At 41.4% G+C, this 24,436-nt stretch carries 23 protein-coding genes; 13 read left to right on the top strand and 10 right to left on the bottom strand.

The window, feature by feature from the left end; genetic code table 11:
* Nucleotides 1-13: 13 nt before the first annotated feature.
* Nucleotides 14-775: a dihydroorotate dehydrogenase electron transfer subunit gene (locus ACK8P8_RS20640; protein WP_099292459.1), complete on the top strand. Its 762-nt coding sequence runs from the start codon at nucleotides 14-16 to the stop codon at nucleotides 773-775.
* Nucleotides 763-1,668 carry a dihydroorotate dehydrogenase gene (locus ACK8P8_RS20645; RefSeq protein WP_099292458.1) on the top strand — a complete coding sequence of 302 codons (906 nt, stop codon included), beginning with the start codon at nucleotides 763-765 and terminating at the stop codon, nucleotides 1,666-1,668. The genes ACK8P8_RS20640 and ACK8P8_RS20645 overlap by 13 nt, the downstream gene beginning before the upstream one ends.
* Nucleotides 1,669-1,724: 56 nt before the next feature.
* Here ACK8P8_RS20645 and ACK8P8_RS20650 read toward each other — a convergent pair whose 3' ends face one another.
* Complete coding sequence (locus tag ACK8P8_RS20650; RefSeq protein WP_099292457.1) at nucleotides 1,725-2,147, bottom strand: helix-turn-helix domain-containing protein; 423 nt, start codon at nucleotides 2,145-2,147, stop codon at nucleotides 1,725-1,727.
* Nucleotides 2,148-2,796: 649 nt separating this feature from the next.
* Here ACK8P8_RS20650 and ACK8P8_RS20655 point away from each other — a divergent pair.
* On the top strand, nucleotides 2,797-4,575 hold the full coding sequence (locus ACK8P8_RS20655; protein WP_369861060.1) for an aminopeptidase P family protein: 1,779 nt from the start codon (nucleotides 2,797-2,799) through the stop codon (nucleotides 4,573-4,575).
* 52 nt (nucleotides 4,576-4,627) lie between these two features.
* Here ACK8P8_RS20655 and ACK8P8_RS20660 read toward each other — a convergent pair whose 3' ends face one another.
* Nucleotides 4,628-5,377, bottom strand: coding sequence for a hypothetical protein (locus tag ACK8P8_RS20660; protein WP_369861059.1), 750 nt, complete (start codon nucleotides 5,375-5,377; stop codon nucleotides 4,628-4,630).
* Between the two features lie 192 nt (nucleotides 5,378-5,569).
* Between ACK8P8_RS20660 and ACK8P8_RS20665 the strand changes: the two genes are divergently transcribed.
* Nucleotides 5,570-6,103 (top strand): RNA polymerase sigma factor, encoded by a 534-nt coding sequence (locus tag ACK8P8_RS20665; RefSeq protein WP_099292454.1) that lies wholly within the window; start codon nucleotides 5,570-5,572, stop codon nucleotides 6,101-6,103.
* Nucleotides 6,096-7,385: a porin family protein gene (locus ACK8P8_RS20670; RefSeq protein ID WP_227214702.1), complete on the top strand. Its 1,290-nt coding sequence runs from the start codon at nucleotides 6,096-6,098 to the stop codon at nucleotides 7,383-7,385. Before ACK8P8_RS20665 ends, ACK8P8_RS20670 begins: the two co-directional genes overlap by 8 nt.
* On the opposite strand, the gene ACK8P8_RS20675 is transcribed toward ACK8P8_RS20670, so the two are convergent.
* Nucleotides 7,382-7,867, bottom strand: coding sequence for a hypothetical protein (locus ACK8P8_RS20675; RefSeq protein ID WP_303180998.1), 486 nt, complete (start codon nucleotides 7,865-7,867; stop codon nucleotides 7,382-7,384). The two genes, ACK8P8_RS20670 and ACK8P8_RS20675, sit on opposite strands and share 4 nt — an antisense overlap.
* A 200-nt stretch (nucleotides 7,868-8,067) precedes the next feature.
* Here ACK8P8_RS20675 and purH point away from each other — a divergent pair, with 200 nt between their 5' ends.
* The 8 genes from purH (at nucleotide 8,068) to ftcD (ending at nucleotide 18,433) form a co-directional block, all read left to right on the top strand.
* Nucleotides 8,068-9,606, top strand: coding sequence for a bifunctional phosphoribosylaminoimidazolecarboxamide formyltransferase/IMP cyclohydrolase (purH, locus tag ACK8P8_RS20680; RefSeq protein WP_099292451.1), 1,539 nt, complete (start codon nucleotides 8,068-8,070; stop codon nucleotides 9,604-9,606).
* A 7-nt stretch (nucleotides 9,607-9,613) separates the two neighbouring features.
* Nucleotides 9,614-10,636 (top strand): rod shape-determining protein, encoded by a 1,023-nt coding sequence (locus tag ACK8P8_RS20685; protein ID WP_018336345.1) that lies wholly within the window; start codon nucleotides 9,614-9,616, stop codon nucleotides 10,634-10,636.
* Between the two features lie 4 nt (nucleotides 10,637-10,640).
* Nucleotides 10,641-11,468: a rod shape-determining protein MreC gene (mreC, locus tag ACK8P8_RS20690; protein ID WP_186975372.1), complete on the top strand. Its 828-nt coding sequence runs from the start codon at nucleotides 10,641-10,643 to the stop codon at nucleotides 11,466-11,468.
* Complete coding sequence (locus tag ACK8P8_RS20695) at nucleotides 11,461-11,967, top strand: rod shape-determining protein MreD (RefSeq protein WP_099292449.1); 507 nt, start codon at nucleotides 11,461-11,463, stop codon at nucleotides 11,965-11,967. Before mreC ends, ACK8P8_RS20695 begins: the two co-directional genes overlap by 8 nt.
* Before the next feature lie 41 nt (nucleotides 11,968-12,008).
* Nucleotides 12,009-13,850: a penicillin-binding protein 2 gene (gene mrdA / locus ACK8P8_RS20700; protein ID WP_410026245.1), complete on the top strand. Its 1,842-nt coding sequence runs from the start codon at nucleotides 12,009-12,011 to the stop codon at nucleotides 13,848-13,850.
* Nucleotides 13,843-15,267, top strand: coding sequence for a rod shape-determining protein RodA (gene rodA, locus ACK8P8_RS20705; protein WP_099292447.1), 1,425 nt, complete (start codon nucleotides 13,843-13,845; stop codon nucleotides 15,265-15,267). The genes mrdA and rodA overlap by 8 nt, the downstream gene beginning before the upstream one ends.
* A 63-nt stretch (nucleotides 15,268-15,330) precedes the next feature.
* Nucleotides 15,331-16,584, top strand: coding sequence for an imidazolonepropionase (gene hutI / locus ACK8P8_RS20710; protein ID WP_303181001.1), 1,254 nt, complete (start codon nucleotides 15,331-15,333; stop codon nucleotides 16,582-16,584).
* Between the two features lie 148 nt (nucleotides 16,585-16,732).
* The gene (gene ftcD, locus ACK8P8_RS20715; RefSeq protein ID WP_099292445.1) at nucleotides 16,733-18,433 is read left to right on the top strand and encodes a glutamate formimidoyltransferase; all 1,701 of its coding nucleotides are present in this window, start codon (nucleotides 16,733-16,735) and stop codon (nucleotides 18,431-18,433) included.
* A gap of 260 nt (nucleotides 18,434-18,693) precedes the next feature.
* Here ftcD and ACK8P8_RS20720 read toward each other — a convergent pair whose 3' ends face one another.
* From ACK8P8_RS20720 to ACK8P8_RS20750, 7 genes are all read right to left on the bottom strand, one after another.
* Nucleotides 18,694-19,071, bottom strand: coding sequence for a nuclear transport factor 2 family protein (locus tag ACK8P8_RS20720; RefSeq protein ID WP_099292444.1), 378 nt, complete (start codon nucleotides 19,069-19,071; stop codon nucleotides 18,694-18,696).
* 4 nt (nucleotides 19,072-19,075) lie between these two features.
* Nucleotides 19,076-19,843 (bottom strand): class I SAM-dependent methyltransferase, encoded by a 768-nt coding sequence (locus ACK8P8_RS20725; RefSeq protein ID WP_099294545.1) that lies wholly within the window; start codon nucleotides 19,841-19,843, stop codon nucleotides 19,076-19,078.
* 358 nt (nucleotides 19,844-20,201) lie between these two features.
* Nucleotides 20,202-20,669, bottom strand: a complete 468-nt coding sequence (locus ACK8P8_RS20730) for a thioredoxin family protein (RefSeq protein WP_410026246.1) — start codon at nucleotides 20,667-20,669, stop codon at nucleotides 20,202-20,204.
* 329 nt (nucleotides 20,670-20,998) lie between these two features.
* On the bottom strand, nucleotides 20,999-21,313 hold the full coding sequence (locus ACK8P8_RS20735) for an ArsR/SmtB family transcription factor (protein WP_262905167.1): 315 nt from the start codon (nucleotides 21,311-21,313) through the stop codon (nucleotides 20,999-21,001).
* 307 nt (nucleotides 21,314-21,620) lie between these two features.
* Nucleotides 21,621-22,328, bottom strand: coding sequence for a LytR/AlgR family response regulator transcription factor (locus ACK8P8_RS20740; RefSeq protein WP_410026247.1), 708 nt, complete (start codon nucleotides 22,326-22,328; stop codon nucleotides 21,621-21,623).
* The gene (locus ACK8P8_RS20745) at nucleotides 22,325-23,383 is read right to left on the bottom strand and encodes a sensor histidine kinase (protein WP_410026248.1); all 1,059 of its coding nucleotides are present in this window, start codon (nucleotides 23,381-23,383) and stop codon (nucleotides 22,325-22,327) included. The genes ACK8P8_RS20740 and ACK8P8_RS20745 overlap by 4 nt, the downstream gene beginning before the upstream one ends.
* On the bottom strand, nucleotides 23,380-24,435 hold the full coding sequence (locus tag ACK8P8_RS20750; protein ID WP_410026249.1) for a sensor histidine kinase: 1,056 nt from the start codon (nucleotides 24,433-24,435) through the stop codon (nucleotides 23,380-23,382). Before ACK8P8_RS20750 ends, ACK8P8_RS20745 begins: the two co-directional genes overlap by 4 nt.
* Nucleotide 24,436: the final 1 nt, after the last annotated feature.

A 24,436-nucleotide genomic window follows, 5' to 3' on the forward strand; every position in this document is an offset into this window, starting at 1 on the left:
AAATATTGAGTAAATGAAAAAGATTATAGATTTCACGGTCAAAGAAAACCAAAGGTTGAACGATGATACCATCTTATTGGTATTACATTCACCGGAACTCCCGGAGATAAAACCGGGACAATTTGTCAATGTCCGGGTAGACCATTCTCCGTCAACCTTTTTAAGAAGACCGATATCCGTACATGATGTAGATAAAGAGCAGGGATTACTTTATCTTTTCATCAAGATCGTGGGATGCGGCACTTCAACCATGGGAGAATTGCAACCCGGAGAGAAGTTGAATGTTATACTGCCTTTGGGTAATAGCTTCACTATACCTTCTTCTGGTAGACCATTATTAATTGGTGGCGGTTGTGGAGTAGCTCCTATGTTACATCTTTCTCGGGAAATGAAAGCCCGGGGATTATCTCCGGTAGTTTTAATCGGGACTCGCACTAGTAAAGATATTCTTCGTAAGGAGGAATTTGAAAAATACGCCACGGTTTATTACACGACCGAGGATGGTTCTTTCGGGGAAAAAGGATACGTGACACAACATTCAATATTGAATGAAACATTTGACAGTATCTTTTGTTGTGGTCCCGAAGTGATGATGAAAGCAGTTGCCGCTTATGCTAATTCCAAAAATATAGAGTGTGAGGTGTCTTTGGAAAACACGATGGCATGTGGCATCGGGGCTTGTTTATGTTGTGTGACAGACACGAAAGAAGGCAACAAATGCGTGTGTACGGAAGGTCCTATTTTTAATATAAAAGACTTGAAATGGCAGATTTAAGCATCAATATCAACGGTTTATCTTTAAAGAATCCCGTGCTTACGGCATCCGGGACTTTCGGCTACGGAACAGAATTTCAAGATTTTATTGATCTTGAACGTTTGGGAGGATTTATCGTGAAGGGTACAACTCTCAAGCATCGTGAAGGAAATCCTTATCCCCGTATGGCGGAAACTCCTTCCGGAATGTTAAATGCCGTGGGATTGCAAAACAAAGGTGTCGATTATTTTATAGAACATATTTACCCGACTATCAAAGATATCAAGAGTAATATTCTTGTTAACGTTTCCGGCTCTACTGTCAGCGATTACGTGGCAACGGCAGAGAAAATCAATGAATTGGAAAATATTCCCGGGATAGAATTGAATATCTCTTGCCCGAACGTGAAAGAAGGCGGAATGGCTTTCGGTACCTCGTGTGCATCTGCATCCGAAGTGGTGAAGGAAGTTCGTAAGGTTTATAAAAAACACTTGATGGTGAAATTGTCACCCAACGTGACTAGTATTCAAGAAATTGCCCTCGCGGCGGAGAGCGCCGGAGCGGATTCCGTTTCTTTGATCAACACGCTTATGGGGATGGCAATAAATGCCAAAACGAGAAAACCGGTTTTGAGTACGATAACCGGGGGATTAAGCGGACCATGCGTGAAACCCGTGGCACTCCGGATGGTATGGCAAGTTGCCAAAGCTGTTAAAATTCCGGTGATAGGTTTAGGTGGAATTTGTAGTGCAACCGATGCCATCGAATTTCTACTTGCCGGAGCATCCGCAATACAAATCGGAACGGCGAATTTTATTGACCCGACTGTGACAATCAAAGTGATTGATGGGATTAATGAATACCTCGACCAGAACGGTTTCAAATGCTTGAGAGATATTATCGGTTTAATTTAACTTGACTCTCTTACATCTAAGTTGATTTCTGTAACGCTTAGATGTAAGAGAAGTCTTTATTTCTCGTAATCTTCAAAACTCCCGTCTTCAAAAAAGAGAACAATCCGTTTAATTTTCTTTGTCGGAGATTTGGCAATCGCTTTACCGATAATTTCTATTTCTGTTTTCTTTTCTTTTTCTTGAATCGGGGTGTCTGTTTGTTTTTTAGGCTCATCCAAATCAAATAAGGTAGGTTCCTCGGAAAAATGATTATTCTCTTTTTTAGAGGAGGAAGTATACATGGAGCCATTCCCGGTTATCAACCAACCTAAATCTATATCCGGAAAAGTTTTTGCAATATTATTGATAATATCAAATCCCGGTTTATTTCTTCCGGCTAGAATATGAGAGATCGTGGAGGCATTCACTCCAATCAGAGCGGCAAATTTAGTTGCGGTTAATCCTCTTTGCTCTATAATTTGATTTAATCGTTCTTGCATAACTCCCTCCTTTTGTAAAATTCCACATTACAAATGTAATGCTTCTTGTTGAGTTTTCAAAATTACATTTGTAATGGAGTGTATTTACAAATGTATTACATAGAATGAGGAGTAAGAATGTAATAACTGGATTATATTTATATTACTCTAATAAACAATTAGTTCGATTGTATTTATAACATTACAGATTTAACGCTACTTCAAATAATTGATATATCATTAATATTCAACTACTTAATAACAATAGATGTCTTGTTTTTATATTCGAGTAAAACTTCGTAAAAACAGTATAACATATTGGTAAATAGATGTATAACTTATATTGTTTACATTTATTCACAAGAACTTAAGGATCGGGATAGAGAAAATAAAGGTTTTCACTTGAATCATCACAATAGAATAGATGAATATACATATTGGTTTTCAGTATATTAAATTCAATTGTATATAGATGTTAATACATCATTTCGCCTTTATGGATCATATCTCCTATCTTTCTGACATGATTAAATTCTGTTTTTTCCTAGAACTTGATGGCATTACAAATGTAATCACAAGTATCAATAATATTTTATTTACAAATGTAACATTCGTGTGCTTTGTTATCTGCTTTAAAATCTTTACATTTGAAAAAATAAAAAATCAAGTCATGACGATACAAGAGAAACTTACAGAATTAAGAAGGATTATGCGACGTGAGAATATTTCCGCTTATATTATATCCGGTACAGATCCTCACAATAGTGAATATCTTCCCGCTCCTTGGCAACAAAGAAAATGGATATCCGGTTTTACCGGCTCGTTCGGAACCGTAGTGGTAACAAACGACGATGCCGGATTGTGGACAGATACCAGATATTTTATTCAAGCAGAACAGGAATTAGCGGGTTCTGGTATCGCATTGCATAAACTTCGGATACCGGGTGCCGTGGATTACCCGCAATGGTTGTCCGAAGTGTTGGAAGCTGACTCTAAAGTAGGTATAGATGGATTTTGTATGTCTGTTAGCGATGTGCGCAATCTAAAGAACGTGTTGTCCCCCAAGAATATCACTGTACAAGAACAGATTGATTTACTTGGAGAAATGTGGTTAGACCGTCCTGCTTTCCCTATGGGAGAATTAATGCGATTGGATTTGAAATATGTCGGAGAATCGGCAAGTGAACGCGTTGCACGTGTACGACAATTTATTTCGGCTCAAGGCAGTGATGTCATGTTGTTTAGCTGTTTGGACGAAATCGCTTGGATGTACAATATTCGTTGTAATGATATATCTTACAATCCTCTGGCGATAGCCTATGCCATAGTGGAGAAGGAAAAAGCCCATTTATTTATTAAATTGGATAAAGTAACCCCGGAAGTTCAACAACAGTTACAGGCAGATGGTATTGAATTGCATGATTATCACCATTTATTCTTATTTCTGGATGAACAGGACAAAGAGAAGAAGTATTTGGTAGACACGAATACTTGTAATTATGCCGTGTACTATCATTTAGCAAAACGGTTCGAAACGAAGGAAGTGGAATCACCTGTACCGTTAATGAAATCAGTGAAAAACGAAACAGAACTGGAAGGCTTCCGGTTGGCTTGTAAAAAAGACGGTGTGGCATTGACAAAATTCTTCTACTGGTTGGAAAAGAATTTGACGAAGAGAACGATTACGGAACTTGAAGCCGCGGAGCAATTAGGTAAATTCAGGGCAGAGAACGAGGGCTATATGTCGGATAGTTTCGGATGTATTTCAGCGTATGGAAAAAACGCCGCTCTACCGCATTATTCCGCTACACCGGAACAACAGTCCGAATTACAGCCGAAAGGTTTATATCTGGTGGATTCGGGGGCACAATATATACACGGTACAACGGATGTTACAAGAACGATGCCGTTAGGTGAATTAACTCGTTTGGAGAAAGAAGATTACACCTTGGTTTTGAAAGGAATGATTGACCTTAGTCGGCTATATTTCCCTAAAGGCTCAAAAGGATGTAATATTGACATAGTTGCAAGGCTGCCTTTATATATGAATTTAAGGAATTTCGGGCATGGAACCGGACACGGTGTCGGGTATTTCCTAAATGTTCACGAGGGACCGCAATCCATACGCCCTGATCTTAAAAATCAAGAAATACTTCCCGGAATGGTTACTTCCAATGAACCGGGTTTATATCGAGAAGGTTTACATGGTATCCGCCACGAGAATTTGATTGTTTGTCAACCGAAAGCGGAGAACGAATTTGGCGAATTTTATCAGTTTGAAACCATCACACTCTGCTATTTTGATACATCCGCCCTTTTAGTTGAATTGTTGACTAAAGAGGAAATCGAATGGCTAAATGAATATAATGAGCGGGTTTATAAAGAGATTTCGCCTTATTTGACGAATGAGGAAAAGGAATGGTTGAAAGAAAAAACTCACAATATTTAAGTGATAAAAAAAACGCCTTTTTCAAGGCGTTTTTTATTGAGATTATATTTGTTTATTCTTTTGTATAAGGCGTAGATTTTCCTTTTTGATATACGACAATACCTAATATACCATAACTGGATACATTAATAACAGCAGCTGTTTCAAGTATATAACTTCCAACTTCTAAGTTTTTAGCAAAGGTCGCTTCATTTATTGTAAGTTCTCTCGTATTAGTTAAATCTGATTCCGTAAACTCAGCAACAATTGTTGCTCCATCATATAGAGTTTCGGAAGTTGTTTTTTTAGCTAAAACCATATATGCCGTCGCATTTTTCACCTTATTAAATTCAACAGTCAATCCCTTTCCTCCTTCAAAACTTATAGTACTTTCAAATTTACTCTCCATTACTTTATCTAAACTCTGGTACGATACTGTTGTTGAAGCTGATTCACCACTTGCGTTAGAGGCTATGATAGAGTATGATATTTTTGAATAGTCAGGGGTAGATGTGGAACTTCTAGTTTGATATGCATAAGGAGTGATTTGTTGCATGGACATGATTCCACTAGAACCTGTTGCTTTGCAATCAGTCATTGCCTCACTAGATTGAACTAAACAATAAGGAGTAAACTCGTAACTTACTGTTATTGTTGGTTCTTCCCCCTCTTGACCGGGATTACTCGTTTCATTTACAACTTGTTGTAGATACCCTCCTGCTACAATCTGAAAATCTGGATCGTCACTCTTCAAGCAGGATGTCAAGGAGAACACCGCTGCGAATAAAATTAAGCATTGTTTCAAATTTAAAAATGTTTTCATTTTAGCTGTTTTTTATAGTTTAAAATATTCGTAATCGCATTTGATTTTTGAAATTACACTGCGAATATTCGCAAAAAAACGATAGGATGCAAAAAAAACGGCAGCTTTTTAGTTGGTAATGAATTTTTTTTATTTTTTCGCGTAACGAACGCAACCATTTGCGCAAAACCGCATCTAAGAAATAAGTTATCAATGTGTAATTTGGACAAAATAGTAGAGCGATGCAAGAAAGGAGACAGAAAAGCGGGAGAACAACTATATAATATGTTCTCTGCTAAAATGTTTGCTATATGCATTCAATACTCCAAATCACGCGAAGAGGCTGAAGATAACTTACAGGATGGTTTTATAAAGATACTGGAGTCTATCAGGCAATACACGGGCAAAGGCTCCTTTGAGGGATGGATGAAACGTATATTTATTAATACCGCGTTGGAAAAATACAGGAAAAACCGTTCTCTGCAAGTTGTCGAAGAAGTCCCGGAAGTAATGGATGAAGACGATATTGATGATAATTTGAGCATTCCGTCGGACGTGTTGTTCGAGTTTGTCAATCAATTACCGGAAAAGTATCGGTTGGTGTTCAACTTGTATGTCATGGAGAACATGCAACATAAGGAAATCGCCGCGATGTTGGGTATTTCTGACGGTACGTCAAAATCCAATCTGGCACGGGCAAAAGATATTTTGAAAAAGAAGATAAATGCATATTTGAGAGATGAGTGAGAATTTAGAGAAATTGTTTAAAAATGCCATGGAACAGGTTTCCGTCGAGCCTCCGGCACGAATATGGGAAAGGATTGATTCCCACTTCGTGATGAAGCAACGACGCTTGAAACGCATATATACATATAGCGGAATTGCGGCTGCTGTTATTTTACTGCTGTGCATTACTTTTGTTATTCCCAATCAACAAAACACTCTCTACTCTCCCACTCCTATTGCTGCTATACAACCAATTGATAACTCTCAGGATGAAAACCGAATACTAGCATTTACTTCAACTCCTCATTCAATTCCGGCAGTTACCCGTAAACGGGAAACAAGACAGTCCGGTATGGATTCGGGGACAATCACTCCCGTGCAACTCGCGATTCAATCTTCAAGCGGTCTGGAAGTGGAGCAGCCCGAGAGTGAATTGAAAAAAACAAGTGTTCGTGCGGAATTTATCCCGTTGGTAAACGGGAATGCCCTGCAAAATCAAAAGGAGTATATGGCTTTGTTGGATGGTCGAGCACCTGTTGCAAGTACTCCTAAAGAGAAAAAACTTTCCAAGGAAGAGAAAATATTTATGGTTGGAGGTTATATCTCCCCCGGGTATTCATCGGGAAATTACCATGTAAATAATCAAGCTGCTCGTTCCGCTCAATTTGATAACAGTTCGATGAGTGGTATATTCAATTTAGGTGGAGGGTTGACCTTTGCGGTGAAACCTAGCAAACGTATATCTATTGAAACCGGATTGGGATATTCCAGAATGGGACAAAAGACATCAGATGCACAGGTTTTCGTGCCTCGCGGTGATATGGTAAGTTATACTGCTAATACACATGCCTATACTCCACTTGGTAACGTGAAGAATCAAGCAAAAGCGACAGTTTCCAATTCAGAGAATTATTTGTCCTTAAAAGGAGAACAAGATGAAGAAGGAAGTATCGAGCAGCAATTTGATGCCATCGAGATCCCGTTAGCATTCCGTTTCCATTTGAACGATAACAAGATTCGTTTCAGTATATTGGGTGGTCTTGGTGCAAGTTTCCTCGTGCGTAATCATACTTACGTGAATTATAGCGGTAAAAAAGAATTAATGGGAGAAGCTGAAAATATCCGGACGTTTAATATCAGCACGAATGTCGGTTTCGGTATTGAATACCCGTTATCTAAATCCATTCGCCTTAAATTGGAGCCGGGATTCAAATATTATCTACAATCGCTTAGTAAGAATAGTGATATTGACTTCAAACCTTATTCTTTCACTTTCTCTACCGGTATCGGGATTAATTTCTAATATTTCCGGTTCAAGATTTCACTAGCGATGATGGCTTGACGGATGTCCAGTTCGAAATGCTTATTTTGGATTTCCGTTTGTTGCTCGTTAGACGGTTCCTCTTCTTCCTCTTTAAATAAAGTCGTGATTCGTTTCCCTCGAACTTTTCGGGCTTCTTGTTGCATTCTTTCCAACATGGCATAGCGTTCTTCATCCGTTCTCCCGAAACCCGTGATACTTTCCTCTTTTTCTTTTTCCAGTTTTTCGGAAAGTTCCTCGTCTTGCCATACAGGTTGAAATATTTCTTGGGGTTTAAAAATTTCCGGTTGCTGCGTTATGACTACCGTGTCATCATCCGATTCATCAAAAAATTCTTCCGGCTGCTGTACAACCGGACGTGCATTTTTGGCTTTCTTTTCTCTGGAGGACTTTATTAAACCCACGGCTCCTGCCCCTAAGGTCAACGCCAAGTAAACAATCAAATCAAGTGCGCTATCACTCATAATATCAATATATAAATGGCTTTAAAAGCCTTTCGTGAAACCTAAAATTTTATCAAATATACGTATTTTTCAAACACATGGAAACGATATCGAGAAAAATATTACACGAAACCATTTTTTATTTAAAGAAATACTATTCTTTTTTTTTACCTTTGTCAGCAAAGTAATATTACGTTCATACAAAAAAATAGAATATCCGGATGAGAACGAAAAGAGCATTAATCAGTGTATTTGACAAAAGTGGGATTGTTGATTTTGCTAAATCGCTAAATTCTATGGGTTGGGAAATCATTTCTACCGGAGGCACATCCAAGAAGCTAAAGGAAGAAGGAATTAACGTGAAAGATATTTCCGACATAACCCGATTCCCAGAGTGTTTTGACGGTAGAGTAAAAACTCTTCACCCGAATGTAGAAGGAGGAATTTTAGCGATCAGGGACAACGAGAAGCATAAACAGCAAATGACCGAATTGGGGATTGAACCTATTGATATGGTCGTTTGTAATCTATATCCGTTCAAGGAAACCATTTTAAAAGCAGGAGTTTCACACGAGGAAATTATTGAAAATATTGATATCGGCGGACCGACGATGATTCGGGCAGCCGCGAAGAATTATCCTTTCGTGACGGTAATTACCGATCCGGAAGATTATAGTAAGGTGATAGAAGAAATTCAAGCAAACGGGGATACTTCTGTCGAAACCAAGGAATTATTAGCAGCGAAAGTGTTTATTCACACATCTCATTATGATGCTCTAATAGCCAACTATTTTTCAAAGAGATTGAATATCCAATCTCCGAAGACACTGACTCTGACTTACGAGAAGAAACAAGATCTTCGTTACGGGGAAAATCCCCATCAAGCTGCCACTTTCTACACGCAAGTGCAGGAAACAGAGGGAACTTTACCGGGAGCCGTTCAATTGCAAGGAAAAGAATTATCTTATAATAATATAGGTGATACCGACGGTGCGCTGGAAGCATTGAAAGAATTCGACGAACCGACAATCGTGGCAGCCAAACATGCCAATCCTTGCGGGGTCGGAAGTGCCGCTACATTAGCAGAGGCATTCAAAAAAGCGTATGATGCGGATCCGGTATCTATTTACGGCGGTATTGTTGCTGCGAACCGGGAAATAGACAAGGCCACGGCAGAAGTTATGGCACCCGTTTTCCTTGAGGTCGTTGTAGCACCCTCCTTCTCGGAAGAAGCACGTGCTATATTCGCGAAGAAAAAGAATTTAAGATTATTACAATTATCCGATATTACCAAGAGAGATTACACGTGTTCGAAAGCGAAAACTGTGCTCGGGGGATTGTTGATTCAAGACATGGATTTGCAACTTCTGGGCGGTGAATTACAATACGTGACCAATCGTCGTCCGACAGAAAAAGAACTGGAAGATATGCTATTCGCGTGGAAAGTGGTAAAACACACGAAATCCAACGCTATCGCTATCGCGAAAGATAAATGCACGACAGGGGTCGGTCCGGGACAAGTCAGCCGGATATGGGCTTTGGAGAATGCAATCCGTCAAGGCGGCGAACGTATTCCGGGTAGCGTGATGGCATCCGATGCCTTCTTCCCGTTTGCCGATTGCGTGGAAGCCGCTCACAAGGCCGGTATCACGGCTATTATTCAACCGGGCGGGTCTATCCATGACCAAGATTCGATTGACGCGGCAAACAAGTATGATATTGCGATGATTTTTACAGGAATGAGACACTTCAAACATTAATAGAATTATGGGTTTGTTTTCTTTTTTAACACAAGATATAGCGATAGACTTGGGAACGGCAAACACTATCATTATCATGAATGATAAGATGGTTGTAAACGAGCCTTCCATCGTGGCTATCGACAAAAAGACGGAAAAAGTGATTGCTATCGGCGAGAGAGCACGCCAGATGCAGGGTAAGACACACGAGTATATCAAGACCATTCGCCCTCTTCGCGATGGTGTGATTGCAGATTTTAACGCCGCTGAACAGATGATTCGGGGAATGATTAAAATGGCGAACGGGAAAAGCAAGTTCTTCTCCCCGTCCCTGCGTATCGTGGTATGTATCCCTTCGGGAAGTACCGAAGTGGAATTACGTGCCGTTCGCGACTCTGCCGAGCATGCCGGGGGACGTGACGTGTACATGATTTACGAGCCGATGGCTGCCGCCTTGGGTATAGGGTTGGATGTTGAAGCCCCGGAAGGAAACATGATCGTGGATATAGGTGGTGGTACCACCGAGATCGCGGTGATTTCTTTAGGGGGTATCGTGACCAACAAATCTATCCGTATTGCCGGTGATGACTTGACGGATGATATTCAAGAGTACATGAGGCATCAGCACAATATCAAAATCGGTGAGCGTACTGCCGAGGAAATCAAGATTCATGTAGGCTCCGCGCTTTCCGAGTTGGACGAACCGCCGGCCGATTTCGTGGTACAAGGTCCTAATCAAATGACCTCGCTCCCGGTTGAAGTGCCCGTGTCTTATCAAGAAATAGCACACTGTATCGAGAAATCCATTTCCAAGATCGAGATTGCTATTCTCGCGGCGTTGGAACAGACGCCACCGGAATTGTATGCCGATATCGTGAACAAGGGTATTTATCTCGCCGGTGGTGGAGCGTTGCTTCGCGGGCTCGACAAACGTTTGACCGACAAATTGAATATTCCGTTCCATATTGCCGAGGATCCGCTTCGCGCCGTGGCACGAGGTACGGGTATTGCGCTAAAGAATGTAGATAGGTTCTCATTCCTTATAAGATAGTGATGTGAAAGAGATTATAAAACTTATATTAAAGTACCATTTTACTATAATTTTTATACTTCTGGAAATCGTAAGTTTCTCTCTGATTATTCGTCATAACGAGTATCAGAGAGCAATTTTCTCTCAACACGCCTCTACTCTATTCGGGAATATCTCGTCGGTGACTACTGACGTGAAAGATTATTTCCGGTTAAAGGAGATTAATGAAGCTCTTGCAGACGAGAACATTCAATTAAAGAAACGTCTGGAAGGATTCGAAGTATTGAGGGATACGGTTGTCAGGGGAATAGTTGTACAGGATAGTATACCCGTTTACGATTACACGGGGGCTAGGGTTGTGAACGCAACTTTCAACCGGGTGAAGAATTACATCACGATTGACCGGGGGCGTAAAAACTTCATCGAGAAAGAGATGGGCGTGGCCTCCCCGGAAGGAATTGTAGGTCTGATTCAAGACCTGAGTGACAACTACTCTATCGTTATTCCCTTGATTAACATCGATACCAGAATCTCAGCCAAGATAAAGAAGAATAATTATTACGGTTCTTTACAATGGGACGGTGACAATTATCGCTATTCTTACTTGAAAGATATCCCCTATCATGTTGATGTTGTAGAGGGTGACACGATCGTGACCTCCGGACTTTCCAAGATTTTTCCGGAAGGTATTATCGTGGGATACGTGGAAGCGGTAGATCGTGAAACGGCTAATTTCTTGAAGATAAAAGTCAGATTAGCGGTTGATTTCAAGCGATTGAATCACGTGTACGTGATCGAGAACAAAAAGAAGAACGAGCAAAACCTGTTAGAAGCCATAAACTATCATGAGTAATGTAAATTATCTTATCCATTTCGTGATTTTAGCCATTCTCCAGATCGTGATCGTGGATAATATCCATATTGGCTCCTATTTCTATATCAATATATATATTCTGGCCATTTTCATCCTGCCCTACAAGGTGAAAGGTATACCGTTACTTTTGTTCGGGTTCCTTTTGGGCTTTTTGATGGACTTGGCAGATAACACTGTTGGTATTCACGCGGCGGCTTCCACCTTTCTGGCCTATCTCCGCCCCCGACTGTTATTGCTGACTTCCACGCGGGAAGAATTGGATGAAGCCCACGGGACGCTACGGTTGGATGACTTCAGGTGGTTTTTCAAATATTCTTTTTTATCCACGTTGTTTTTCAATATAGTCCTGATTTTCGCGGAAGCGTTCACGTTTAACGACATCACGATCACGCTTATACGGATTATTTTGAGTACCTTTATCTCCATGCTGTTTATCCTGCTTTACTATTTTATAGGAATCAAGAAAGTACAGCAATAGAGAATAGTGTGTTTCAATTGACTTAGTAACAGACTTTTGATATGAATAAATTCGGATACAGGAAAGGGATCATATCAGGTATTATCATAGCGGTATGCGCCATATATATGTTTCGCTTGTTTTCTTATCAAGTGATAGATGACACCTATAAAGTCATGGCGGACAACAATTCGCAGCGTACGGAAACTCAATATCCCGCGCGCGGGTTGATTTATGACCGTAACGGTAAACTTTTGGTGGATAACCAAGCCGCCTATGATTTGATGATTATTCCCCGGCAGGTAAAACAGTTTGATACATTGGAACTGATTTCGATTTTAGGTATATCCAGAGAATATTTAGAACGAAAGATTCAAGAATGTAAGGATTATTCAACATGGAAAGCATCTCCCCTGATCTCTCAGATCACGGGGCCTAAATATGCCGTACTTCAAGAAAAGCTATACCGTTACCCGGGTTTCTATATTCAGACCAGAACGTTACGCAAATATAACGTGAATCACTCGGCTGACGTGTTCGGGTACATCAGCGAGGTTACAAAAGAACAAATCGGTAAAGATACTTCTTATTCCCGCGGTGACTATGTCGGCGCGAACGGGTTGGAATATACATATGAAAAACATTTGAGAGGAACCAAGGGGAAAAAGATTTTATTAGTCGACCGTTTTAACCGGGTGAAAGGTTCCTTCGCGGACGGGGAATACGACCACGAGGCTGTCGTGGGAGAAGATTTACATACCACGTTAGATATCGACCTGCAAGAATACGCTTATCAATTAATGCAAAACAAAAAGGGCGGTATCGTGGCAATAGAACCCAACACGGGCGAGATACTGGTAAAAATGTCCAGTCCGGGGTATGATCCGCAATTAATGGTCGGGCTAGACCGGGGGAACAATTACTCGAAGTTAATTCAAGACCCGCTAAGACCTCTCTTTGACAGAACGACCATGGCGCAGTATCCCCCCGGCTCTATTTTTAAAACTGTGCAAGCTCTTATCGGGTTGCAAACAAAGGCGATCACGACGAATACGCGGGTTTCATGCCACGGCGGAGCTCCTATTGTCGGCGGGCGGTTTATGAAATGCCATAACCACAGCTCTCCCGTCGATCTGGTGCAATCGATAGAGAACTCGTGCAATCCTTATTACGTGACCGTTTTCAAACAGATACTGGAATTACCGGAGTACGGGAACGTGCGTAACGCTTACAATGAATGGCGAAAATACGTGACTTCCTTCGGGTTCGGGAGTAAGCTATGTCCCGACTTCACCAATGAAGTATCCGGTTCCATTCCCACGCAGGGTTACTATGACAAAGTGCTAAAAACCCAAAAATGGTTCCCGTCGTACATTATCTCCCTTTCTATCGGTCAAGGTGAGTTATTAATTACTCCGATACAAATGGCAAACCTTGCAACTATACTGGCGAACCGAGGATATTACATGACTCCCCATGTCGTGCGTCCCACGGATGACGTTGCCAGACATATCGAAAAACACGAAATCCCGATAGACCGAAAGCATTTCGAGCCCATTATCGAGGGGATGAAAATGGTTATCACTAAAGGCACAGGACGACGGGCGCAAGTGGATTCCGTCACGATAGCCGGGAAAACGGGAACGGTACAAAACCCGGAAGGTGACGACCATTCCGTGTTTATCGCTTTTGCCCCGGTAGAGAACCCCAAAATAGCGTTAATCGTGTATGTCGAAAATGGCGTGTGGGGTTCGCGCTATGCCGCCCCGATTGCCGGCTTATTGATAGAAAAATACTTGAAAGGCAAGATATCGGACAAGAAGAAACCACTGGAAAAAGAGATGTTCGAGGGAAATCTTATCAAAAACCTAACCATTAAAAGCAACGAGAAAAGTGATGAATAGCAGGTCTAATAAATTATTGGCGAATATTGACTGGGTGTCTATTTTGCTGTATATCTTGCTCGTCTTCATCGGTTGGCTGAATATATACGCGGCTGTTTATGACGAAGAACATAGTAGTATTTTCGATATAACCCAAAGGTACGGCAAGCAATTGCTATGGATCGGGGCTTCTTTCGTGTTGGCTTTCCTCGTGCTATTGACAGACAGTAAATTTTTCACGAGTTTCTCGCTCGTGATATACGGGTTTATGGTGTTCCTGTTGGTCGCCGTGCTTTTGTTCGGTACGGAAGCAAAAGGAGCCCGTTCATGGTTTGAAATCAAGGATATACGAATACAACCGGCAGAGTTTGCCAAGTTCGCCACCAATCTGGCTATCGCTTATGTTATGAGTCGTCACAATTTCAAGATGATGCGTTTTTCCAGCCTGCTCACGATCGGTGTCATACTTGCCATTCCGGCAGGATTGATTATTTTGCAGAACGATACGGGTTCGGCACTCGTGTACAGTAGTTTTATTCTCGTGCTGTTCCGGGAAGGGTTGCATGGCTCAATACTGTTGCTCTGCTTTATCGTACCCGTTATATTTATCATCTCCTTGCTTTATTCTCCTTTCGCGGTTTTGATAATTATCATTATCGGGACGTTGATAGCCTTCTATTATTACAGGCATAATATGCGGGAATTATTACAGATTGTAGCTTTTATCGCGGGTGGTTTCGGGTTATTCGTTCTGGTTGATTGGGTGTTCCACCTGTCTATCCCGTTCTATTATATGTTATTGAGCGTGTACATTGTAACGACAATCGCGGCCTTGTTCCCGATTTACCAGCGGAAGATGAAATACATGATCGCGTTGCTTCTTGTATCTTGGCTATGCGTGGGAGCCGCGCTTTCCGTTGATTATGCTTTTGACCATCTTCAACCTCACCAGCAAGATCGTATAAACGAACTTCTGGGTATAAAGGTTGATCCCAAAGGTTCGGGCTATAACGTGATTCAGTCTAAAATAGCCATCGGCTCCGGCGGGTTTTTCGGGAAAGGTTTTTTGCAGGGAACACAGACGAAATTCAATTTCGTACCGGAGCAAAGTACTGACTTTATTTTCTGTACCGTGGGTGAGGAATGGGGATTCCTTGGTAGTTCCGTCGTGATTTTATTATTAATGGCGTTCATTTTGCGAATGATAAAACTGGCAGAACGACAGCGTTCCGCTTTTTCGCGCGTATACGGGTATGGGGTAGCTTCTATCCTATTCTTCCATGTTGCGGTGAATATCGGAATGACGATAGGTCTTGTACCCGTGATCGGGATTCCGCTCCCGTTTTTCAGTTACGGGGGCTCCTCCTTATGGGCATTTACCATACTTATTTTCATCTTCTTAAGATTAGATGCGAACAGATTGCAAGTATTCAGGTAAAAACCTTGCGGATATTCAAGGTTTTTAATACTTTCGTTCCCAAATGATATAAACACGAAAAGGATGAAAACATTAATTATCAACATAAAGCAACTCGTTCAGGTTGAGGAAGAACCGCGTAAATGGGTTGCGGGTGCCGATATGGCGAAATTAGGCATGATTGATGATGCCTACCTTCTAATCGATGATGATCGTATCGAGGCTTTCGGGAAAATGAGCGAATTGAATCAAGACGCTATTTACGAGAATACCGACACGGTACAGGAAGTTGATGCGACCGGTCGTCTTGTGTTGCCCGCTTATTGCGATTCACACACGCATCTCGTGTACGCGGGAAGTCGCGAGATCGAATATATAGACAAAATCAAAGGACTCTCTTACGAGGAAATCGCTAAAAGAGGCGGTGGTATATTAAATTCTGCCGAGCGTATCCGCAAGGCTTCCGAGCAGGAATTATTTGATTCCGCTTACGCCCGTTTGCAAGAAATCGCTTCACTGGGAACCGGAGCCGTGGAAATCAAGAGTGGTTACGGGTTGGATACCGAGAGTGAACTCAAGATGTTGAGAGTGATAAAACGCCTGAAAGAAGAAACTCCTTTAACTATAAAATCCACGTTCTTGGGGGCTCATGCCGTGCCGTTGGAATACAAAGGACGACAGACCGAATACGTGGATTTGATTATTAACGAAATGATTCCGGCAGTGGCGGCAGAAGATTTGGCCGATTATATCGATGTGTTCTGTGACAAAGGATTCTTTACCGTGGAAGACACGGACAGAATGTTGAATGCCGGAATGAAGTACGGAATGCGGGCGAAGATACACGCCAACGAACTGGACTACTCGGGTGGTATCCAAGTCGGGGTAAAATATAACGCCCTTTCAGTCGATCACCTCGAATACGTGGGTGAAGAGGAAATAGCCGCGCTGAAAGGAAGTGAAACCATGCCGACCGTGTTACCGGGTGCCGCGTTCTTTTTGAATATGCCCTACTCTCCCGTTCGGGCGATGATAAACGCGGGGTTGCCGGTAGCCTTGGCTTCTGATTTTAACCCGGGCTCCTCTCCTTCCGGAAACATGAAATTCGTGATGTCACTCGGGTGTGTCAACTACAAGATGCTTCCCGAAGAGGTGATAAACGCTACAACCATAAATTCGGCTTATGCCATGGGAGTTGAAGACGAACTCGGCAGTATCGCCGTGGGTAAAAAAGCCAATTTCTATATCACTGCCCCGATCACGGGAATCGAGTATCTCCCCTACGCTTACGGAAGCGACTTGGTGGAAGCCGTGTTCTTGAACGGGGAACAAATCTGACGCGTTATGCCGTATTCACATTACAAGAAAGTATGGATTCGGAAAGCGTACAGGATACGTTACCCGTAGTCGATTATATGATTTCCGATTTTGTGATTAGGTGATTCTGAATATTTTATAAATAGTAATTTTCAATTTAAACAAGGATATGAAAAAGTTAATAGAATGCGTTCCGAATTTCAGTGAAGGGAACGATATGCACATTATTGACCAGATTACGGCAGAGATCAAGGCTGTTGAAGGTGTTAGTCTGATTGACGTGGACCCCGGTAAGGCAACCAATCGCACGGTAGTGACCATGGTAGGTACGCCGGAAGAAGTTTGCGAAGCCGCTTTCCGCGCGGTAAAGAAAGCCTCTGAACTGATTGATATGAAAAAACATAAAGGAGCGCATCCTCGTTTCGGGGCTACTGACGTGTGTCCTTTAGTGCCCGTGTCCAATATTACCATGGAAGAAACCGTGGAATACGCTCGCGCTTTGGCAAAACGTATCGGGGAAGAATTGAATATTCCGGTATATTGCTACGAGAATGCCGCTTTTACCCCGGAAAGAAGAAATCTGGCTACTTGCCGTGCTGGGGAATACGAGGCTTTGGGCGAACGTTTGAGCAGCGAGCAATGGCATCCTGATTTTGGTCCCCGCGAATTGAACGAATGGACGGCAAAAACTGGGGCAACAGCCGTGGGAGCACGTAATTTCCTAGTTGCTTACAACGTGAACCTGAACACGACTTCTACCCGTCGTGCCAACGCTATCGCTTTTGACGTGCGCGAACGCGGACGTGCCAAGAGAGAAGGCAACCCTATCACCGGGAAAATCGTGAAAGACGAGAAAGGTAAAAACGTGATGATTCCCGGAACATTAAAATCCGTGAAAGCCATCGGCTGGTTTATCGAGGAATACGGTATCGCCCAAATTTCCATGAACCTGACCGATATTTCCGTGACTTCCGTGCACGAGGCATTTGACGAAGTATGCCGGAAAGCACAGGATCGCGGTATTCGTGTAACGGGTTCCGAGTTGGTAGGTGTAATTCCGTTGAAAGCCATGTTGGATGCCGGACGTTATTTCCTGCGCAAACAACAACGCTCTACCGGAGTTTCCGACAAGGAGTTAATCAAGATTGCCGTGAAGTCTTTGGGTTTGGATGAACTTTATCCTTTCGAACCGAGAAAGAAAATTATCGAATATATTCTGGAAGACGAGATGAATCAAGGAAAGAAATTCCTGATTGATATGAACCTTCGTGAATTTGCTGACGAAACGGCTTCCGAATCTCCCGCTCCCGGTGGTGGTTCTATTTCCGCTTACATGGGTGCTCTGGCTTCTTCATTGGCTACCATGGTGGCTAACCTCTCCTCTCACAAACGCGGTTGGGATGAACGTTGGGAAGAATTCAGCAATTGGGCAGAAAGAGGAAAGGCTTATCAAGTTGAGTTAATCAAAATGGTTGACGAGGATACCAACGCTTTCAACCGTATCATGGATGCCTTCGGGTTACCCAAGAAATCGGAGGAAGAAAAAGCCGCTCGCCATCAAGCTATCCAAGACGCAACCAAATTCGCTACTGAAGTTCCTTTCAAGACGATGATGCTTTGCTTCGAGTGCATGGAAGTCGTGAAAGCTATGGCTGAAATCGGTAACCCTAATTCAGTAACAGATGCCGGAGTTGGAGCTTTGGCTGCCCGCTCCGGGGTAATCGGCGCTTTCCTCAACGTGAAGATCAACGCTGCCGGATTGGATGATAAAGAATATGCTAACGACATCATTTCCAGAGGTGAAAGAGTGGTCGAACTGGCAAAACAAATGGAAACTGATATTCTGAATATCGTGAACTCCAAGATTTGATTTCAATCGAATTTATTACATACAAAACAGCTATCTCACGTGGAGATAGCTGTTTTTATTTTAGATTTTCATCGGATTGATTTAACCGATTGAAGAATAAACTTTTAGCGGAGTTTTTGAGATTCAGAGATAACGAGTTAGTAACCATAAGGCAAGGCTTTTACCGGAAAGATATGAGAATAGAAAATTTCTGGTAAAATTCATTTCAGCCTTGACGTTTTATTCTTGGAATATACCTTTGTGTTCAGATAAATAAAGGATTATAGGTCAAATAGTTCTCTATTTGCCTTTGTGTCAGAATATATATGCCATGCCCCAACCTTATTTTTTATAATTTCTGCAATCCAAATCGCATGAATATTATTAAGTATCTCATCAGAACAAATCGAATAACCTTGCATAATAACAGTAGAACCTCTTACTACAATATTTTCAAATATATTCTGGTATCCAGGATAGCGATTGAAGAATGGCTGCCATGCCTGAACTATATTATTATCCTTTCCTTTAATTCGATTATTTGCAGTATCAATAAATATATGATCTTCTGTCATTAAATTCGACAAGCCATTCAGGTCTGCATTTGTAATGCATTCGTTGAATTGTAGGGCAATGCTTTTAGGGTCTATAGCTACCATGCTACTATATTTTTGTTTTCATTGCTAAAACGTATATCTGTTTTTCTGAATTATCGTTAAATATTTCTTCTTCAAAACTGCCAAACTTATGAATAACATAAAATCCAGCCCATTCCAGATATGCATCCAATTCTTGAGGGAAAAACATTCTCATATCCAAATTTTGAACAGAATTAAACTCGCCATTGATATAATAATGCCATTCTATGCGATTAATTTGGGTTGCTGTTTCGTATCGCATTGTCTGCTTTATCAATACATCTCTCCCATCGTCAGTTGTATATGCAGCAATTTTCTTCTGTTCTTTTTCACTTTCAACTATATACTGAATATTGGGGTTAAAGCAATCTAACAGAAATAGACCTCCGTCTTTAAGGTGATTCTTAACGACATTAAACGCCTTAAACAAATCTTCATTCTTATACAAATGATGGATTGAATTAAATGGAATAAAAATGAGGTCGAATTTTTCCTGCAAGCTTAATGTTCTAATATCGGCCTCAATGAAATTAATCTCTAATCCTGCTTCCGAAGCTTTCACCTTTGCTTGTTCAAGCATTGATGAAGTGTAATCCACGCCACAAATATTGTATCCATCCTTTGCTAATGGAAGCGTAAGCCTGCCTGTACCACAACAAAGTTCAAGTATTTTAGCATCCTTATTTTTCGGCAGCCACTTTTTGTAAAATTGCAAATCGAATAAAAAGGTATTTAATCCATCATAAATATTTGCATCATAAATTAAATCGCCAACCTTGTAATCAGTATTCATTTTGTTCTTTGAATTCATTGTACAATCTTATTTAAGTGTGTACTTGGGTGATACACTATTTCTTGTTCCACTTGCGAAAATACGTTTCGTCTGTATTAATTCCAAAAGATGTTGTTAGTAAATATTCCAATTATTTTGTTGCGGACTTTTTTACTAATTCTCTTTTGATTGGTATCCGTTAATCAAAATGAAAACCGATTTTCTGAATATAGTGAACTCTAAGATTTGATTCAAGTAAATATACATATAAAGATAGCTAGTTCGTTATGAACTAGCTATCTTTATATGCTCTTATCAGGGAAATACCCAAAGAATCCCAAAGTATTCGGTAAGAAATAAGGGACGAGGATATTGTCCGTTATTCCCGAATGAAAAATTGTTTACTCAAATCATCTGCCGAGATATAGCCTTCATGACGATAATATTCTTTCCCATTTTTGTCAAGTAATATTTGAGCCGGAATAGTCACGATTCCAAAATGTTTCACGATATCTTTATTTGCGGGAAGAGTCACGTTGATAAACACGGTATTTACTTTGCTCGAATAGCGTTCTCGCACTTCCTCCATGACTTTCTCCATTAGTTTGCAAGAATGACAGGTAGTTGCCCCGAATTCTAAAAAAGTGACTTGATAATCACTGTCATTCCGGTTGTAATTGTATCGTTTGATGATTGTATTGGCTATCGCTTCATGTTTTATATCCGTACTATTTTTCGTTTGTATCCCCGATAGAAAACGACTAATATTTCCCCTTAGAAGAAATAAACTTCCCAATAACACGAGAACGCTGATAATATATATATAACTTTGAATACGTGATTTCATTATTGATTCATTTAATGTGAACTTGGCATACATTGCTCTGCCTTTACTCTATACTTTCTCTACACCATAGACGTAGCATGAACGAAGCATGAACGAAGCATCTTCGCTGATTTGCCTTCATGGTATGTTTCAACAGTGTTTCTACTCTAAAGATAGTCGGGACAAGCCATAGCCCGCCGCTTGCGTGCGGGTAAACTAATGATACTCCTCTCTTGTTCATATCTTGATCGTGTTACTCCCTAGCGCAGGGAACCACTTTTTAGTTCAGTTTGCCATTCGTACCAAAGCAAGCATAACCAGCACTTCGACAAGTACGCCGACAACGGCCACTAAAGCCGCACCCGATTACACTCGCAAAAGAAATTCGCGAATAATCTACTTGCTAAAGCCCAATTCTCCCGGTTGATACAATACTTCACCTTGGGAGTTTCAATTTCTCCTTGTATTAAACCCGCTTCTTTCAGTTCTTTCAAGTGCTGAGAAACAGTCGCTTTCGCGATAGGTAATTCCTCGTGAATATCTCCAAAATAGCAATTCTCCTGTCCTGCAAGGAAATCAAGAATCGCCATTCTTGCCGGATGCCCCATTGCCTTGGCAAAACGGGCTACCTGTATTTGTTCGTCAGAGTATTTCTTATCTTCCATTCTTTAGATTGTTTGTTATTCGTAAATCTACGAACAATACGTGAAAACTCCAAATAAAATCAATAAATATCGTATATGTACGATAGTCTGAAAATCTCATGCGTAAAGGTTACCTTTCTCCCCAAGTAGGCTCCTTCATTCGATGTTCTACCATTGTTCATCCGTTGCAGATATACCCCGAAGCGTTTCTACACTGTATCTACAACAAACGTGCAACCACATTACAACTCAAGTATTACCCGTTTGCATCACGATATTACCGGGATTACTCTAGGACAAACGCGTGAAAACGTTTTTTACCTTGAATTTATCCCCTCTTCATAAACGTATCGAAAAATGAATCCCGGTACGTGTTGCCTATCGCTATTTCGTAATTCCCGATAAAGATGTCGTTATTGTCGAAAGAGTCAATATGATTCGTGTTCACGATATATGATTTATTTACCCGTAGGAAGTCTTTTTTAGGCAGGAGTTCATATGTCGTTTTCAAGTTCATCCGGGTAATAATACGCTGGTCTGCCAGTTGGATAATCACGTAATCTTTCAGTCCCTCGATAAAAAGTATATCTTTGAAATTCACTTTGAAATAACGGCGATCGGACTTCACGAAGAAAAATTCATTATCTACCGGTTCGATATTCTCTTTTTCTTCCTGCAACAAGAGTGCATGGTATATCATCGCTTTTTCCACGGCTTTTTGGAAACGTTCTGCCTCCACGGGTTTCACCAGATAATCAATAGCATCCACCTCGTAGCTGTCCAAGGCATACTCCGTGTACGCGGTCGTGAAAATGACCAGAGTCCTCCGGGGAATCGCCCGGGCAAATTCAATCCCCGTGATGCCCGGCATTTGGATATCCAGAAATACCAGATCAACGGGTTTGTCCTCCATAAACCGGGAAGCGGACAATGCATTATTAAATGTCCCCGTCAATTTCAATCGCGTGTTCTCCCCTGTCAATAATTCTATGGCTTCTCTTGCCAACGGTTCATCATCTACAATAATACAATTCATAATATCAGGTGTAAATTTACAGTGTATGTTTTTTCGTCTTCTTGAATTTCCAAAGAATGGTTACCCGGGAATAACAATTCCAACCGACGTTTTATATTTTTCAATCCCAACCCTCCCACTTCAGCGCGTTCCGGTGCTATTGCAGGCTTTGAATTTTGGCAGCGGAATATCAAACGCTCGTCCGTCACTTCAAAAGAAAGGTAGACGAACGACTTGTTTTCCGTGTCCGGATTATGCTTCACGGCATTTTCCACGAAAGGGATAAACAACAATGGCGGTAGCCAAAACTGCTCCATTTTTCCCTCTTTCATAATCAGGTATTCGAAATTATCCCGCCGCACTTTCTCCAAATTCAGGAAATCACTCAAGAATTGAATCTCCGAGTTCAATGATACTTTCTCTTTGGTACTGTCATTTATCTGGTAACGCAGCAAGTCTTTCAAACGAAACAGTACGCGGGAAGCCTCTTTCGGGTTCTTGCGGAGCAGCACGTTGGCATTATTCAGCATATTGAACAAGAAATGAGGGTTGATTTGTTTCTTCAGAAATTTCAGTTCCGACTGCAAAGTGGAAGAAGCCAATTCATCCACTCTCTGATTATATTCTATCCAGTATTTTATAAGTAGCAAGGTTGACGAACCGAATGTAATAAGCCCGATTGATATCATTGAAGAAACAAGATTCAACACGATATACCGGTTATACACGGGATCTGTTTGATAGAGATTATAAAAACTGGATTGCAAAACGGATATAATCAGGATAGCAAACAGTATCATACCGACAACGGATAATATATAGCTGGAAATACGATCTCTCATAAGGAAACGGGGTGCAAGGAGATAAAGATTGCAATACACGTCCAAATTAAGCACGAGATAGAACCCGATAAAACAGTAGAGCCGTTCCCGCGTGGCAAGTACCTCTCCCGACAGGTCGGCAAAAACACTCGACGATATGCAGATAAGTGTCAACTGCAATAACAGATGCCTGTGTACCCGGAACTTGGGGGATGACAGGAAATCAGGTATACTTCGGTCTATGTCTTTTATCATGATTCCGGCTGTTTTAACGTTAAATGAATGGAATTTTCAGCGAGGGCTAACGAATAATCGGTTTTGTACAAGAAAGCCAAGCGTTGTTTTATTCTTGAAAGATCGCCTTCCCCGGGAATTGTTTCGCGATCGTGTTCGCAAACAAATTCAACCTGTTTCTTATCCGCTTTAAAATCCAAGTGAAGCACTCCCTGTTGGTTCCCTTTGTATATTTGCATCACGCACCACTGCACGAAAGGGATAAATAATAAAGGTGGGATAAACACCCGCCTGACCTCTCCTTCCGATGAAATCCGGTATTCGAATTGCCGTGAATATATTTGCTCCAGTGACAGGTAATTGCCTAGAAAACGAATTTCAGCATCCAGCAATACCGTGCCGCGGCTACAATCATACAACTGGTATCTCAGGAGTTGACTCAATTTGAATAGCATACGGGAAGATTCCTCCGGCTCCGTGTTTGCCAAACGTCCGGTTTTATCCAGAATGTTGAACAATAATTGCGGGTTCACCTGTTCTTTCAATTGCTCCACTTCCGATTGAATATGCATCTTCTCCAACCGGCTCACGTGTTGGTTTTCCAGCATCCAATATTTCAGCAGCACGGTGATAGACCCACCCACCAAACAGAGAGAGATGGTGGTAAAAGAAGATATATTGTTTATCAAGGATACCGGACTGAGATAGTTCATTCCCGCTTCTCCCAAGTATGAACGGGTAATATCCTCGATCAAGTTCTGCCCGCACAGAAGCAATATCACCGAGATAGCAACTCCTATACCGTACAACGTGTATTTCTTTTTTATCAGATACTTGGGAATCAGCACGTAAATATTGTAATAGACAACGACCAGATACGATAAGGCTGCAAACAAGGCTATCAGGTATAGTTTATCGCGCAACACGGGAATCCCGTGTTGAAAAACTATATACGTCTGGTTGAAAGAAACCGAAGCGATAGCCACGATCAGGAGAGCGTGCCACCAAACCTTAGCCTTCGGGTTTATCAATATATGATGCAGCAGCTTCTGCCCTTTCGTGTTCAAATTCATG

This window comes from Butyricimonas muris (genome assembly GCF_046365375.1).
Classification (GTDB): Bacteria; Bacteroidota; Bacteroidia; order Bacteroidales; family Marinifilaceae; genus Butyricimonas; species Butyricimonas muris.